Source organism: Acinetobacter sp. LF10, from assembly GCF_048585715.1.
Taxonomy (GTDB): Bacteria; Pseudomonadota; Gammaproteobacteria; order Pseudomonadales; family Moraxellaceae; genus Acinetobacter.
In genome coordinates this window covers 1,470,316-1,485,567 of sequence record NZ_CP184160.1, presented here as the reverse complement: position 1 = coordinate 1,485,567, position 15,252 = coordinate 1,470,316, and the positions used below count along the sequence as shown (strand labels likewise).

The following is a 15,252-nucleotide window of genomic DNA, read 5'->3' as shown; positions in this document are numbered from 1 at the left end:
CTTGTAGCCAATTGAGTTTTCTACTCATTTTGCTGTAAAGGTGGCATGACAGCATCCATGAGTTCTAAATGTCCTTTGATCACACCTTTGAGTGCAATGAACTGCTGGCTTATTTGTTTGAGATCATTACTTCTCCCTTGTAAAAGCATGACTTCAAGAATCTTTTGCTGATCGAGTTGAATACTTAAAGAGCTGATCACTTGTTCTAAAAACTGATGTTGCAAATCACTTAACTGAACACGAATGTTGCTTGAGTTGCGTTGATAGAGCAGCGTCAATGTGCCCACCATCACTGAATTTTCGGTGGTGTATTGATGAATGAGGTGCTTATTGATCATGTCAACAATCGCTTGAGAACGACTTTCATAATGTTCTTCAACAATTTTTTGATCTAAAGCTTCAACCGTTTTTTCAGGGACTGTAATGCTAATACGAGTTAGTTTAGGTTTTGGATTCATACTCATTCTGCTATTTTTTAGGAATTTGATTTTGCTTTACATAAAAACCTGCTCTCACAGAAAGCAACTCAATCAACACTTTTGTCGCAATGTGAAAATACTGAACTAGATATTTTTTGATTTTCATGACTGCTCCAGTAATACGAAATTAAAGATTCGTAATATTAAATGCAGTATCTATGCCAGTTTTTATGCTGTTTTGCTGGGTAAATCATTTAAAAAAGATGAAAAAATGCACATAAAAAAAGCCCTAAGTTTCATCATAGGGCTTTTTATGCATCATACTTTTTTTAATTTTATGCTGGCGCAAGAGTAAACAAGGCTTGCCCTGTTTTTACCGTTTGTGCTTTATCAATTAGAATGGTATCTACTTTCATTTTTGCAGGTGCGATGATTGGAATTTCAATTTTCATAGCTTCAATCACAGCAAGGGTTTCACCTTCCTCAATAATATCACCCACTGAACACTTAATTTTCCAAACTGATCCCGGCATGTGTGATTCCACGAGCATCCCACCATCTGGGATACTAATTTCAGTATCATCAATCAAAACATCGACCTGATCCGAGACATATTCAGCTAGACCCGCTTCATGCCATCTTTGTCTTTCGGCTTCAAAATTAGATTGCTGAACTTGTTTGAACGCTCCAATACTTTGTTCATTCTCTTTTAGAAATGCATTGTATTCTTTAAGGTTCAAAACACCTTCTTCAATGCGTAACTGTAAACGACCCGCTTTGAATGATTCACGCATTTCTAACAGTTCTTGTTCTGATACTTCATAGAATCGAATTTGATCAAAGAATCGCAATAGCCACGGTTTGTTTTGTTCAAAATTAGGATTTTGGCGATAACGACTCCACACTTGTGTCGTTCGTCCAACAAACTGATAGCCACCTGGTCCTTCCATGCCGTACACACACATATATGCACCGCCGATGCCGACTGCATTTTCAGGTGTCCATGTACGTGCTGGATTATATTTGGTCGTGACCAAACGATGTCTAGGATCTAGTGGTGTTGCTACAGGTGCACCAAGGTAAACATCACCTAGCCCCATCACGAGATATGAAGTGTTATACACCACATCTTTAACTGCTTGCTTCGACTCCAGACCATTAATACGGCGAATAAACTCAATATTATCAGGACACCACGGTGCATCTGGTCTTACCAATTGCGTATATTTTTCAGTAGCAAGTTGAGTTTGCGAATCTTCCCAAGCGAGCGGCAAATATACTGTTCTCGATGCAACTTGCATGTTTTCTATGTCAGGTAACTCACTTTCAGCAACTTGTAATAATTTCAACAATTCAAGCTGATCTAAAATTGTTGAATCAAAATGAATTTGGGTGGTGTTCTAAAAAGTATGCTCATAAGAAAAGGAGGCAAGGAGGAACAATTCAGCTATATTTAAATGTGTGAAAATCGAAATAGAACTTCATTGTCCTCGATGCCAGAGTACAAGTATAAAGAAGAATGGCATTAAATACGATGGTAAGCAAAACTATCGTTGTAAAGAATGTAATAGGCAGTTTGTGGGTGACCATAATTTGACGTATTTAGGCTGTCATTCAAAAGCGGTCAAATTGATTTTGCTTATGCTTGTGCGATGTTGTGGCATTCGGGATATTGCAAAGATTACGAGGTTTAGTATTGGCAAGATACTTAAAACGCTTACACAATCAAATCATGAAATAATTCCTCAAAGAACTCATTATAAATGCTTGGAAGTTGATGAATTTTGGACATTTGTAGGCAACAAGAAAGATAAGCATTGGCTACAGTACGTCTATGATAGAAGTAGCGGAGAAATAGTGGCTTTTGTATGGGGAGGAAGAGATGCTCATACAGCACAAAGGCTAAAAAACCGTTTAGAAGAACTGGGCATTACTTATGATTGTATATCGAGTGATCATTGGGAAAGTTTCATCAAAATTTTTAAGCCGGACCAAGAAGGGAAATATTATACAGTCGGGATAGAAGGAAACAACTGCCGATTAAGACACCGCATAAGGCGAGCAGTAAGAAGAACATGCTGTTTTTCGAAGAAGGTATTGAATCATGTAAAAGCTTTTAATCTTGGATTCTTTTACATTAACCACAGTTTTGTATAGTGATGTTAAAATGATCAGCATACATTTTGAAACACCACCTGAATTTGTAAAGATCGAATGCCCGGTGTTAGATCAATAATACCTTTTATATTTTGTTGTTGAACCCACTGCATCAAAGCATGAATACGGAATCTCAGATTTAAGTCTAAAACCAGTTCTCCGTATTCAACTAATAAATAATGATTCCCAGCAGGTCGATACGTTACATTTGGTTTATCATCAGCTTGCTCTAAGGTCGCCAAGACTGCATTGGCTAATGTAATTTCTTCTGCTTCAATTTGTGGTTGATAATTTAATTTTGCTGTAGTTTCATCAACCATTGAAGCTTGATAACGCTGTTCTAAACGTTGTGCTTGCGCGTAACTCACAGGGACAAACTTTACTTTATCTCCTGCTTTTAACTGTCCAAGCTTCCATAATTCCGAATTTATAACCACAGCAGGACAAACAAAACCACCTAAACTTGGGCCATCAGGCCCTAAAATAATCGGCATATCCCCTGTAAAATCAATTGCACCGATTGCATAGGCATTATCATGAATATTTGAAGGATGTAATCCTGCCTCTCCACCATCAATTCGAGCCCATTCAGGTTTAGGTCCAATTAAGCGAACGCCTGTACGACTTGAGTTGAAATGGATTTCCCATTCCTGCTCAAAAAACATAGAAATATCATTTTTGGTGAAAAAGTCAGGTGCCCCATGTGGGCCATACATCACCGCAATTTCCCAGTTTGTTTGAAATGTTGGTATTTGTTCTGGGTTTAAGAAGATTGATTCGGTCTGGTGCGATGCAAATATTGGCAACATATCTCCAATAAGTAGATTTCTACCAGCATGACCACCAAATTGCCCTAAAGTAAATGTCGCTAAACTGCCTAAATATTCAGGAACATTAAAGCCCCCTTTTATTCCGATATAGCTTCGGCAGCCCGTAACGACACGACCACATTTTAAAACTTGTCCTTTTGAAACATGAATCGTTGACCACATTGGAATAGCTTGACCATCTAAGCTGGCTTCCATGTCGCCACCTGTCAATACAATCTGGCTATTACAATGAAATTTCAGCGTCGGCCCTTGCAATGTGCACTCTAAACCAGCCGTGTTAAATGCATTACCAAGCAGTTGATTGGCTACATTCAAACTTAATGCATCCATAGCTCCTGAAGGTGGAACACCCACATCCCAATACCCTAATCGTCCCGTCACATCTTGGATGGCTGTTTGAATACCTGCCTGTAACACTTCTATTTTTTGCGCTTTCCACTCAAAAGTATTTAAAAAACGTGTTGTTTGCGTGCCTTGCTTAAAGATTTCAGAATCAATAATTTCCTGTAAGTATTCTAGGTTTGTTTCAATCCCTGCAATCTCAGTGATACTTAGGCTATTTTGCATTGACAATATTGCGTGATCACGGTCTGTAGCTGTCACAATAATTTTAGCGATCATTGGGTCATAAAAAGAGGAAACGTTTGATCCCGTTTCAACCCAAGTTTCTACACGAGCGGCTGGATCAAATGCAACATTCGTCAATAAGCCTGCACTCGGTTGGAAATTTTTAATTGGATCTTCAGCATATAATCTGACCTGAATAGAATGCCCTGAAGATTGCAATTTTTGCTTGGGTGCTTCCCAATCGCCACTTGCTAAGGTCACCATCCATTCTACTAAATCAACGCCATAGACTTGTTCAGTTACACCATGCTCAACTTGTAAGCGTGTATTAACCTCCAAGAAATAAAACGCTTGATTATCAGTATCCATGACAAATTCAACTGTACCCGCTGAACGATATTGCACGGATTGCATCAGTTGAATGGCAACATTTTGAATATATTGACGTTGCTGATCATCTAAATGAGGTGCTGGCGTTTCTTCGATCACCTTTTGATTACGACGTTGAACCGAACAATCACGCTCGCCTAAGGCAATGATATTTCCTTTGCCATCACCAAAAATTTGAACTTCGATATGACGTGCATTTTGAACAAATTTTTCTAAATACAATCCTGCATCTTTGAAATTGGCTTGTGCAAGATATGAGACTGTTTGATAAGTATCTTTTAATTCGGTTTCATTCCAGACCAAACGCATCCCAATACCGCCACCACCAGCAGTACTCTTGAGCATAACAGGATAACCAATCAAATTTGCTTGCTTAATGGCATCCGCTTGATCAAGCAATAATTGACTACCGGGTAATAAAGGCACATTGTTTTGAATTGCTAATTCACGAGCGGTATGTTTAAGACCAAAATCAAGCATTTGCTGAGCAGTCGGCCCAATAAAAGCAATTCCATTTTTCTCACATAACTCACTAAAAGCCGCATTTTCTGATAAAAAACCATAACCCGGATGAATGGCTTGGGCACCTGATGCCTTTGCAGCAGCCAGAATCTTATCAATATTTAAATAGCTTTCTTGCGCAGGTGAAGGACCAATAAAAATCGCTTCATCTGCTAATGTGACATGTAAAGAATCTCTATCCGCTTCCGAATAAACAGCAACAGATTGAATACCTAATTTTTTTAATGTACGGATAACTCGACACGCAATCGCACCACGATTGGCAATTAATACTTTATTAAACATAATTCGCCCCTCAAGCTTCACGTACAATTAATTGAATTTTTGTCGGGTTGTAGGCGTTACATGGATTATTCAATTGTGGGCAATTCGAAATTAAAACAATCAAATCCATCTCTGCTTGAAGCTCTACATATTTACCTGCTGCTGATACGCCGTCTTCAAACTTTAAATGTCCTTCAGTGGTTACAGGAACATTCATAAAGAAGTTAATGTTTGGGCCAATATGACTGACGTTCAGTTGATGTTTTTTTGCAATTGGATTCTGAGCTAAGGCATACATAAAATTATTACGGCAACTATGCATTGGATACTTATCATGTGCATATCGCACCGTATTACTTTCACATGAACACGCACCACCCAATGTATCGTGTCTACCACAGTTATCATCCACAATAACCGCAATAGGACGAGCATAATTACTAAATAGCACGGTGCCTTTTTCGAGATAAATTTGTTGATTTTGCGCGAGTGTATCTGTGGCACTGTATCGTTCATCTGGATTTTCTGTGCTGATAAATAAAGTATCAACAGCTTGATTACCCTCTAAATCTACAATTCTAAAATACTGTCCTTTTTTGACCTCGCACATCCACGCTTCACCTGCTGGGCATACTTCATCAAGGACTGCTTTCTCGAGTTTTTGTAATGCTGACATCTTAGTTCTCCAATCCTTAATTTGATAATGCGTAATAGCGTTTATTGTTGGCAAAACCACGTTGATTTTGCGGACATGAGTCTTTGCAAATATCAATTTCGGTTAGAGGATTGGCTTTAAATAATCGAAGCTGAATATCAGAAGGTTGATAAGTTTCTGTTTGATCTAAAGGATGAGGTGTCGCAGAAAGAAAGACCAAACAATCCATCTCAAAGCGCAACTCTATTATTTGATGACGATTATCATTTTTAAGATAAGTTAATTTTCCATTATCATCAGGTTGAACCTTAGAAAATAGATTAACTGTGGCAGTCAAATCAGCTTGTCTTAAACCAAATTTGCTCAGCTCAACCAATAAACTGTCTAATCCATTTTGAAACATGTCATTACGTGCTTGTTGGAAATTTTGCTTTCCATATTTTTTTTCAATCTGTGCTGCTGTACTTGGGCCACAAAATACATCATTCCAACCGTGATCATCTTTCACAATAGATGCCATTACCCGACCTAAATCTGAATATAAAACATGTCCCGTTGACAAAAATGCGGTGTGCTGTGCCTTTAAGCTGTCTGGCATATTAAAACGTTCTAGTTTTTCTGCTGCATTTACGCAAAACAAAGCAAGATTGGCATTTTCATTGAGTGCTTCAACTTGTAAAACAGTCCCTCTTTGAATGCGACCAGACCAATGATGTCCGCCCGGTAATTTTTCATCCCAAAGTATTTTATTGTCGTGATAAGACGATTGATTCATAACACACCTCTTGCGGATAATTTAACCTCGTAATGGCAAAATGCCTGATCTCCCGGGCTTTTATCCCTCCGTGTAGTTCTGTCGAACCGTTATCTCTCGGACCAGTCATGTTGATCAACATCGGAACCCTAGACAACTTTTAACTATATTTAGATGAAGCAAAAGACATGCCAAATAAGTATTACGATTTTTAGTACTCGTAATACTTATTTGATCATTTTTAGGGATGATTTAGGACAATAGATAAGAATTAGCACCAATATGATGCTTTGCAAAAAGCCCGTTGTTCGGAATTTTAGAAAATTTGAATAAAAAAAAGCGCCTGACGGCGCTTTTTTAGATATACAAATTAGTTTGCATATACAGGGAATTTAGCACAAACCGTTTCAACTTTAGCTTTAACATCAGCGATAACTTTTTCATCACCTTTGCTATCGATAATGTCAGCGATCCAACCTGCAAGGTCGCGAACTTCAGCTTCACCAAAACCACGAGTTGTTACAGCTGGCGTACCAATACGAATACCAGAAGTCACGAACGGAGAACGTGGGTCATTTGGAACAGCGTTTTTATTTACTGTGATATGAGCAGCGCCTAACCATGCATCAGCATCTTTACCCGTTACATCTTCTTGTTTAATTAAAGATAATAAGAATAAATGGTTATCAGTACCACCAGATACAACATCATAACCACGAGCAATGAATACGTCAGCCATTGCTTGAGCATTCTTAACAACTTGCTGTTGGTAAGTTTTATATTCAGGTGCCATAGCTTCTTTAAAACAGATTGCTTTAGCAGCAATTGCGTGCATTAAAGGACCACCTTGATTGCCCGGGAATACAGCCGATTGAAGTTTCTTCTCGATTTCTTCGTTTGCTTTTGCAAGAATTAATCCAGAACGTGGACCACGAAGTGTTTTATGTGTAGTCGTTGTCGTTACATCAGCAATTTGAACTGGGTTTGGATACACACCAGCAGCAACTAAACCAGCAACATGCGCCATATCAACAAAAAGGTAAGCACCAACTTTATCCGCGATATCACGGAAACGTTGCCAATCTACAACACGGCTATAAGCAGAGAAACCAGCTACGATCATACGTGGCTTATGTTCTAAAGCTAAACGCTCAACTTCTTCATAATCGATTTCACCTGTTTCAGGGTTTAAACCGTACTGGATTGCATTATAAGTTTTACCAGAGAAGCTAACTTTAGCACCGTGAGTCAAGTGACCACCGTGAGCCAAGCTCATGCCTAATACTGTATCACCAGGATTAAGAAGCGCTAAGTAAACTGCTGAGTTTGCTTGTGAGCCTGCGTGTGGTTGTACGTTTGCATAATCTGCACCAAACAACTCTTTTGCACGGTCAATTGCAAGTTGCTCGATAACGTCAACATATTCACAACCGCCATAATAGCGTTTGCCCGGATAGCCTTCTGCATATTTGTTAGTAAGTTTTGAGCCTTGAGCTTCCATTACAGCTGGTGAGCAATAGTTTTCAGAAGCAATTAACTCGATGTGAGCTTCTTGGCGGTCGCCTTCAGAAGCGATCGCTTGAGCTAATTCTGGATCAAATTCAGCAATAGAGATATTGGCAAACATTAGCGGAGGGTCCTATAAATTAGGGCTTTTAAGCCGTGCTAAAGATTGGTGCGAATTATAGCATGAAGTTTGCTGTTACAGAGCTTGATATTTATTTAATTATTCGTGAATTTTACTCACATTCCACTAATAATTTTATTCTCCTAGAGTTAATTAATTCCTTTTATCTAATTTTAATATTTCTATTGAGAATCGCACAGCTCAAACCCTGAAAAATAGGGTTGAGCTGTATGTTATTACTTATTGTTTGACGATTTGGTTAGATGGTAAAAGGATATTAACGTCTTGGACAATTTTTCCAATATTTGTGGAATATGCTGTTGTATGATCCCATTCTCCGACTCTGTAATTAGAACTAGGAATTGCAGTTCCTACAGATTTAGCTGAGTTAACCAAAAAATCAGTCACTGGTTTAGGTACTGTTTTGTCTAATGTCCCTTGATAAATAATAATTGGAGTCGACACTTTCTTCTGCAAAGGTTGAGAATCTGTGGCTAAAAAACTTGTAACACTTGGAATTGACATAAAGTTAGTTTTTGTACGTGGGTAACCCTCAAGAGTTTTATTTTTGTCTAAATAAATCCCCATTGCATTACCTAAATTCTGACCTAATGCCTGATAACAAACTGAATTATCAGAAGAGGTCTCAGCTGTTGCTGCTATTTCATCTGTTGGAGAATTAAAGACATCACTAAATTTTAAGCTTGGATACTGATTTCTTAAACCAGCAGTAATTAAGGCAGTGAATGTATCTAAAGGAGCTAATATGTTTATTTTCTTAATTGGATTTGGTTCTTTATTTGCCTCACTTTCTCCACCAGCTAAAATTAAAGCTAGATTAGATGCCGGCGCAACTGCAACCGTTCCTTTATAATCTAATTTTGCACGACTCGCATATTGAGCTGCACCTAATGCCGCTTGACCACCTTGGGAATGCCCTACTGTCATCCACTGACCATTTGTTTTCTTATTTAAACTAGTTAAATAAGCACGTGCAGCAACCACAGCATCAGTAATTGAATAAGCTTCACTTTTAACATTTAAGAATGGATGAGCATCTTTTTCACTTGGCTCACCTAATCCTTCATAATCAGGAGCAACAACGACATATCCAGATGCTAACAAAGCTTTTAATAAAAATTCATTTCCTCCTAAACCTTGTCGACTTGGCGCGCATTTATCCGCAACCCCGGTTGTACCATGTGCCCAAACGACTATCGGCCAACCATTTGCTGGTGGTAAAATTGAAGCCGGCGGTGTGAAGACAAGCGCTGTTGCCAATACTTCTTTATCATTAACTCCCAACATTTTATAGGTCATTATCACGCTATCAGATGACGCTGCAGCCATACCATTCAGTTCAAAGTTTTTAGGAATTCCAACAACAGGGTCTTTGATATTATTTTCAGGAATCTCAGGTTTAGGTACAAATACTGTCGATCCATTATCACCACCACCACAAGCTGTCAAAAACAAAGTCGTGCTCAGCATTGCAACCGTTAATAGTTTAATTTTCATTTAGTTTTTCCTTAACTATCTTCTTTTTTGGTTTTATCCTTAGATGTTATTTTTCTAAGGCAACTACACCTATAAGAATTACGCCTATTACAAAATTGTTTCAAGTATTTTTTTTATATCCTTTTATATTTGCTTTTTATTTGCGCAATACACTACTAATTTATTTAAAATCCAATCAATCTAAGCATGATTAAGCACAGCTCATCCTAAATTTCTTGTAAGATAAAAAGTCTGAGAGACTATCCTACCCAATTAGGTTCAACTTTATGCAAGCCATTATTTTAGATACGGAAACACATACATTAAATGGTTTGCCTATTGAAATTGCTTACGCGCCAATTGAAATTGAGCATGGAAAGCTAAGCTTAGATAAGAAAAAGATTTTTGATCAGCTGTATCAAGTTGGTCAACCTATCTCTTATGCAGCGATGGCGGTGCATCACATATTAGAATCAGATCTAGCCGATCAACCTTTTTACAGTGAGTTTCAACTGCCTGAACAAACCCAATATATTATCGGTCATAACGTTGATTACGATATTACAGCTATTGCAAAGTGCGGCGTAGATACATCAAAAATTAAACCAATTTGCACCTTAGCACTTGCGCGTCGTGTTTGGGAAAATGCGGAAGCACATAATATTTCAGCCTTAATTTATCTCATCTCCAAAGGGAGTGATAAAGCCAGAGAAATGCTCAAAGGTGCTCATAGAGCTGATGCTGACATTATTTTAACGGCTAATATTTTGATGCATATCATTCATCAATTAAACATTGAAAATATTGAAGAGCTTTATATAGCTTCAGAAGAAGCTCGTATTCCGAAGAGTATTACTTTTGGTAAACACAAAGGTACTGCGATTCGAGATCTTCCAGCAGATTATATTCAATGGCTTTTACGCCAAGACGATCTTGATCTCTATTTACGTAAGGCATTGGAAACAAAATTAGTTAGATAAGCCCTCTTAGAAAAACTTTTAAATTATTTTCCAGTCATTCCAATCAAGACAATGATATTTAATAAATTGTTAACATTATTGTCATTTTTTAACCTTATCTTAATCCTCATGCTAGATCTTGTGTTTGTGGGGATTAAGAAATGTCTAATTTTTTTAAAACGGAACTCGGGCAAAATGCCCTGCAACAACGTGATAGTGCTTTAACTGCACGGCAGCGTCGTTTATTGCTTTTGATTGATCATGAAGATTTTCAAGAACTTGATCATGGATATAAAGAAAGAATAGCACCTACGGAATTAGTTCAACAACTGATTGATATGGGCTTATTAGCACATCAACAACCCGAATCCATACATATTGAAGAAGAAGTCACAGCAACAGACAATGATACTTCTACAGCAATCCCACATATTCAACCAGATCAAAATAAAAACATACCTAATCCAACAGAAAATCTTGAAGCAGAAATTATCACGTTAGAAAAACTTCCTTTTGTTGAAATTCAACAAGTCATGATTCAAACCTTAACAACTTACTGTGGTTTGATGGCGCGACCATTGATACAAAAAATACAGATGATCAAAAACCTACAGCAATTAAAAGCGTGCCAAATGCAATGGATTACTTTTCTACAAGAATCAAGAATTCCGCCAGCACAATTGAATCAAACATTGAAGTTGATTAATTATGCAGTACAGCATTTGCAAACATGATTGAAATATTTTTGCAATTAAAGTTCAAAATCGTTGTTTTAATAAACAATAGATCATATTGATTGCGTCTTTATATTTACCTATATCTATTTTTTGCCTATGATGTGCCACACATGTATGCGCTCATAGCTCAACTGGATAGAGTACAGGTCTCCGAAGCCTGTGGCGTGGGTTCGAGTCCCGCTGAGCGCACCACTTATAATATATTGTTAAATTTAAAATAATTTTAATAAGCTTGTCTATCTGACAGGAATTTGACGGAATTAGTAAAAAATACTTGGAAGGTTGAAAAACCAAAATGGTAATTGCAATCCAAATATAAATTATTGTATACACTCCTAAATCAAGCGTAAGATCTCTTTTAAAAAACAAAATGAAATGAGTATAAAAAATTTAAGGTAATTGAAATGTTACTCAATATGTATAAAAAGTCTAACCAATTGATAAAAATTAAAAATTTTATAGCTTTACATTTTTTTAATTTTAAACCGTATCTAATCTAATAAAATAGGCGTAGATTTACCTACTCAATTTCTTAATGGTGTTTTTTTGAAAATTGATGAAATTGTCCTTCAGGACGAAAAATTGAATTTACATAAGCTTATCAAAGTTAAAGATACAATCTTTGACTCAGCTAAAAAAATGCATGTTTCAAATTGGTTGTGGATTTATGACGAATCATCTATGTTCTTTAATTTTGAGATATGGGAGGAGTTAGATAATGCTTATTTAAATAAAGTAATACATTATAAAAATACTTACTTTAAAGTCATACAAATTAATGAAAATAGTCAGGTTAGACACTCTTGAATACCATAAAATTACACTAACGTTCATCTTTTGGTGGTGTTTCAAAATGTATGCTGATCATTTTAACATCACTATACAAAACTGTGGTTAATGTAAAAGAATCCAAGATTAAAAGCTTTTACATGATTCAATACCTTCTTCGAAAAACAGCATGTTCTTCTTACTGCTCGCCTTATGCGGTGTCTTAATCGGCAGTTGTTTCCTTCTATCCCGACTGTATAATATTTCCCTTCTTGGTCCGGCTTAAAAATTTTGATGAAACTTTCCCAATGATCACTCGATATACAATCATAAGTAATGCCCAGTTCTTCTAAACGGTTTTTTAGCCTTTGTGCTGTATGAGCATCTCTTCCTCCCCATACAAAAGCCACTATTTCTCCGCTACTTCTATCATAGACGTACTGTAGCCAATGCTTATCTTTCTTGTTGCCTACAAATGTCCAAAATTCATCAACTTCCAAGCATTTATAATGAGTTCTTTGAGGAATTATTTCATGATTTGATTGTGTAAGCGTTTTAAGTATCTTGCCAATACTAAACCTCGTAATCTTTGCAATATCCCGAATGCCACAACATCGCACAAGCATAAGCAAAATCAATTTGACCGCTTTTGAATGACAGCCTAAATACGTCAAATTATGGTCACCCACAAACTGCCTATTACATTCTTTACAACGATAGTTTTGCTTACCATCGTATTTAATGCCATTCTTCTTTATACTTGTACTCTGGCATCGAGGACAATGAAGTTCTATTTCGATTTTCACACATTTAAATATAGCTGAATTGTTCCTCCTTGCCTCCTTTTCTTATGAGCATACTTTTTAGAACACCACCCATCTTTTATTTTTATTAAACATTAGACCTCTTGCGAAAGTTATTTTTTGATCATCCAATTGATAAGCCCAGAAATTAAATTTACTCTTAATCCGAATCTTTTTCGTCTATTTCTATATCGTTCACTCAGAATACGAAAGACTTTAAGTCTTGAATTGATATGTTCAATCGGAATTCGACGACGACTTATTTCCTTGTTGATTTGCTTAGCTTCTTTCGGTAAGCTCATTTTCCTTGGTTTTTTAATTGGAATTAATAACTTACTCTTTATTTCTTTGAACCCTTTATAGGCCAAATCCCCCAAAACACATGTAAAATTGGCAAATTCTTTAGCATATTTTCGAGCTATTTTAAGATCATGCATTGTCCCTATTTCAACTTGAATACTCACAATTTGATTTAATTTTGGACTAAAAATAACCTGTGTTTTTAATGTATGCTTCTTCTTTTTCCCACTATAGAATTTTCTTTGTTTTTTTGGGACGTTCAATTTGTGATTCTGTAAAATCTATGATTACAAAATCATCATTTGCCACATGTTGATTTCGTTTAGGTAAAGCAAAATATCGAGATTGAATCAGGGCATTTTCAACTTTTTGAATCGTGCGATTAACATTACTTTCAGCTATACCATAATCAACTGATAATTCTAGGTGTGTTCTATATGATCGTAAGTAATTCAAAGATAATAATAATTGATCTTCTAAAGTTAAAGAATGCGGACGCCCAGATTTTTTCTTGGCGCGCTCAGAATTTTCTAAAATCGTCATCATTTTAGAAAATAAAGGACGAGGAACCCCAACTAAACGTTTAAATTCTTCATCATTAAATCGTGTTAAATTTTCATATCTCATAGAAAATAGTATAAACGATTTTATACTTTCGCAAGAGGTCTATTGTGAATACAAATATAAACCTCTATTAATATTCTTTTAATAGATAAGTTTCCATTAGAAAGTAAACATGTATTTACCCCCAAACTCTCTTGAGATTTGATAAACCCAATTCTGTATTTGATCGGTGGTCATCACTTGAAAATCACGCCAATGATATGATCCTAGACAGTATCGTGGACAACCGATCCCTCTAAATTCTTGAAATATTTCTGTTCAAAGGCTTCTGGACTTAACCAGCCATTTGCAGAATGCCTTCTGATTCGATTGTAGTAAACTTCAATATACTCAAACAAGATAGCATTTGCCTCTTTTCTCGTAGAAAATACACTGCCATGTACTACATGCCCCTTCAGGGTATGGAAGAAGCTTTCGGTCACTGCATTGTCCCAACAGTTTCCTCGTCTAGACATGCTTTGAATACAGTTATTCGTCAATAATAGCGCCCTAAAATCACGACTACAGTACTGACTACCTTGATCCGAATGCACCATGACACCCGTTGGATAACCCTGACGAGCCATTGCATAATTAAACGCATCACACACCAATTGGCGGTCTATTCGATGGCTGGTTTGCCAACCCACAATACGACGGCTGAATAGATCTAGCATCACACATAAATACAGCCAGCCTTCTTTAGTTCGGATATAGGTAATATCCGTTGTCCAAACTTTATTAGGCTGAGTAACTGTAAATTGGCGATCCAACAAATTTGATGCTGTAGACAAACGATGGTTTGAATCAGTCGTATGCTTGTATTTACGTGCAATCCTACTACGTAAACCAAGCTTTTTTAGCATCCTTCCAACGGTACGTTCGCTCATGCGATAACCTAAATCACGCATGTCATGTACCAATGACGGTGCACCCAAGCGCGCATGATGCTGCCAATATACAACTTTTAAATCATTGTATTTCTGCGCTGTATTGGTCTGGCGTTTTCGCCAGGCATAATAGCCTGAAGTGCTGACATCTAGGCATTTACAGACAGAAGACACAGTGACTTCATTCACATCCATATCTTGAATTACCGTGTACTTTTCTTGGCATGATCTGTCAGAAAGTACACATGCGCTTTTTTTAAGATGTCATTGGCTTCCTTGAGCTGTTTGACTTCTTTTTCTAATTCCAATATCCGCTGTTGTTCAGGAGAAAGTTGACGTTTGCTTGAACCTACTGGATTGGCTTCACGAATCCATTTATCTAAGGTTGAATAACCCACACCTAATTTATGGGCGATTGCAGCTATAGGCTCGTGGGAGTTTGAAAGTGCATGATCAATTGCTTGCTGTTTAAATTCCGGACTAAAACGTTTAGCCATTTCTTGGATCTCC

The 15,252-nt window shown here is 37.0% G+C and carries 12 protein-coding genes, 1 tRNA gene, 4 pseudogenes and 1 riboswitch; of the genes and pseudogenes, 6 read left to right on the top strand and 11 right to left on the bottom strand.

Going from position 1 to position 15,252, the window contains the following annotated elements:
• Positions 1 to 20: 20 nt before the first annotated feature.
• The 3 genes and pseudogenes from ACN19N_RS07095 to ACN19N_RS07085 all read right to left on the bottom strand — a co-directional run.
• Positions 21 to 458 carry a CopG family ribbon-helix-helix protein gene (locus ACN19N_RS07095; protein WP_420002284.1) on the bottom strand — a complete coding sequence of 146 codons (438 nt, stop codon included), beginning with the start codon at positions 456 to 458 and terminating at the stop codon, positions 21 to 23.
• A gap of 10 nt (positions 459 to 468) precedes the next feature.
• Complete coding sequence (locus ACN19N_RS07090) at positions 469 to 585, bottom strand: hypothetical protein (RefSeq protein WP_420002283.1); 117 nt, start codon at positions 583 to 585, stop codon at positions 469 to 471.
• Positions 586 to 754: 169 nt separating this feature from the next.
• Positions 755 to 1,810: pseudogene (locus ACN19N_RS07085) on the bottom strand (carboxyltransferase domain-containing protein); the annotation flags it as partial.
• 70 nt (positions 1,811 to 1,880) lie between these two features.
• Here ACN19N_RS07085 and ACN19N_RS07080 point away from each other — a divergent pair.
• Entirely contained in the window at positions 1,881 to 2,576 is a 696-nt protein-coding gene (locus tag ACN19N_RS07080) for an IS1 family transposase (protein ID WP_269228301.1), read from the top strand.
• 41 nt (positions 2,577 to 2,617) lie between these two features.
• Here ACN19N_RS07080 and uca read toward each other — a convergent pair.
• The 5 genes and pseudogenes from uca to ACN19N_RS07055 form a co-directional block, all read right to left on the bottom strand.
• Positions 2,618 to 5,170: pseudogene (uca, locus tag ACN19N_RS07075) on the bottom strand (urea carboxylase); the annotation flags it as partial.
• A 10-nt stretch (positions 5,171 to 5,180) separates the two neighbouring features.
• Positions 5,181 to 5,825, bottom strand: a complete 645-nt coding sequence (locus ACN19N_RS07070) for an urea amidolyase associated protein UAAP2 (RefSeq protein ID WP_420002282.1) — start codon at positions 5,823 to 5,825, stop codon at positions 5,181 to 5,183.
• Between the two features lie 16 nt (positions 5,826 to 5,841).
• Positions 5,842 to 6,579, bottom strand: a complete 738-nt coding sequence (locus ACN19N_RS07065; RefSeq protein WP_420002281.1) for an urea amidolyase associated protein UAAP1 — start codon at positions 6,577 to 6,579, stop codon at positions 5,842 to 5,844.
• 47 nt (positions 6,580 to 6,626) lie between these two features.
• Positions 6,627 to 6,722, bottom strand: a riboswitch (guanidine-I (ykkC/yxkD leader).
• 206 nt (positions 6,723 to 6,928) lie between these two features.
• A complete protein-coding gene (glyA, locus tag ACN19N_RS07060; protein ID WP_420002280.1) occupies positions 6,929 to 8,185 on the bottom strand; it encodes a serine hydroxymethyltransferase in 1,257 nt (418 codons plus the stop codon).
• Positions 8,186 to 8,425: 240 nt separating this feature from the next.
• Positions 8,426 to 9,703, bottom strand: a complete 1,278-nt coding sequence (locus ACN19N_RS07055; protein ID WP_420002279.1) for an alpha/beta fold hydrolase — start codon at positions 9,701 to 9,703, stop codon at positions 8,426 to 8,428.
• Between the two features lie 266 nt (positions 9,704 to 9,969).
• Between ACN19N_RS07055 and ACN19N_RS07050 the strand changes: the two genes are divergently transcribed.
• The 5 genes and pseudogenes from ACN19N_RS07050 to ACN19N_RS07030 all read left to right on the top strand — a co-directional run bounded on the left by ACN19N_RS07050 (position 9,970) and on the right by ACN19N_RS07030 (position 12,185).
• Positions 9,970 to 10,662 carry a putative quorum-sensing-regulated virulence factor gene (locus ACN19N_RS07050; RefSeq protein ID WP_269230201.1) on the top strand — a complete coding sequence of 231 codons (693 nt, stop codon included), beginning with the start codon at positions 9,970 to 9,972 and terminating at the stop codon, positions 10,660 to 10,662.
• 140 nt (positions 10,663 to 10,802) lie between these two features.
• Positions 10,803 to 11,000: pseudogene (locus ACN19N_RS07045) on the top strand (hypothetical protein); the annotation flags it as partial.
• A gap of 120 nt (positions 11,001 to 11,120) precedes the next feature.
• Positions 11,121 to 11,375, top strand: a pseudogene (locus tag ACN19N_RS07040) (hypothetical protein); the annotation flags it as partial.
• A gap of 119 nt (positions 11,376 to 11,494) precedes the next feature.
• A tRNA-Arg gene (locus ACN19N_RS07035) sits at positions 11,495 to 11,570 on the top strand.
• A 354-nt stretch (positions 11,571 to 11,924) separates the two neighbouring features.
• Positions 11,925 to 12,185, top strand: a complete 261-nt coding sequence (locus ACN19N_RS07030) for a hypothetical protein (protein ID WP_420002278.1) — start codon at positions 11,925 to 11,927, stop codon at positions 12,183 to 12,185.
• Positions 12,186 to 12,256: 71 nt separating this feature from the next.
• On the opposite strand, the gene ACN19N_RS07025 is transcribed toward ACN19N_RS07030, so the two are convergent.
• The 3 genes from ACN19N_RS07025 to ACN19N_RS07015 all read right to left on the bottom strand — a co-directional run bounded on the left by ACN19N_RS07025 (position 12,257) and on the right by ACN19N_RS07015 (position 15,239).
• Positions 12,257 to 12,952: an IS1 family transposase gene (locus tag ACN19N_RS07025; protein WP_269228301.1), complete on the bottom strand. Its 696-nt coding sequence runs from the start codon at positions 12,950 to 12,952 to the stop codon at positions 12,257 to 12,259.
• Positions 12,953 to 13,062: 110 nt separating this feature from the next.
• Positions 13,063 to 13,876, bottom strand: a protein-coding gene (locus ACN19N_RS07020) for an IS5 family transposase (protein ID WP_420002277.1) whose coding sequence is annotated in 2 segments (ribosomal slippage) — positions 13,063 to 13,488 and positions 13,490 to 13,876 — 813 coding nt in all. Because the reading frame shifts where the segments join, the coding sequence is not laid out codon by codon here.
• Between the two features lie 203 nt (positions 13,877 to 14,079).
• Positions 14,080 to 15,239 (bottom strand): IS3 family transposase gene (locus ACN19N_RS07015; RefSeq protein ID WP_420001054.1). Its coding sequence is split into 2 segments (ribosomal slippage): positions 14,080 to 15,005 and positions 15,005 to 15,239, totalling 1,161 coding nucleotides; the frame shifts between segments, so codons are not numbered across the junction.
• Positions 15,240 to 15,252 lie beyond the last annotated feature (13 nt).

Bases quoted from the DNA above. Each gene is read 5' to 3' on its own strand.
- ACN19N_RS07095 (WP_420002284.1), bottom strand. From the start codon at position 458: ATGAATCCAAAACCTAAACTAACTCGTATTAGCATTACAGTCCCTGAA.
- ACN19N_RS07090 (WP_420002283.1), bottom strand. From the start codon at position 585: ATGAAAATCAAAAAATATCTAGTTCAGTATTTTCACATTGCGACAAAA.
- ACN19N_RS07070 (WP_420002282.1), bottom strand. From the start codon at position 5,825: ATGTCAGCATTACAAAAACTCGAGAAAGCAGTCCTTGATGAAGTATGC.
- ACN19N_RS07065 (WP_420002281.1), bottom strand. From the start codon at position 6,579: ATGAATCAATCGTCTTATCACGACAATAAAATACTTTGGGATGAAAAA.
- glyA (WP_420002280.1), bottom strand. From the start codon at position 8,185: ATGTTTGCCAATATCTCTATTGCTGAATTTGATCCAGAATTAGCTCAA.
- ACN19N_RS07055 (WP_420002279.1), bottom strand. From the start codon at position 9,703: ATGAAAATTAAACTATTAACGGTTGCAATGCTGAGCACGACTTTGTTT.
- ACN19N_RS07050 (WP_269230201.1), top strand. From the start codon at position 9,970: ATGCAAGCCATTATTTTAGATACGGAAACACATACATTAAATGGTTTG.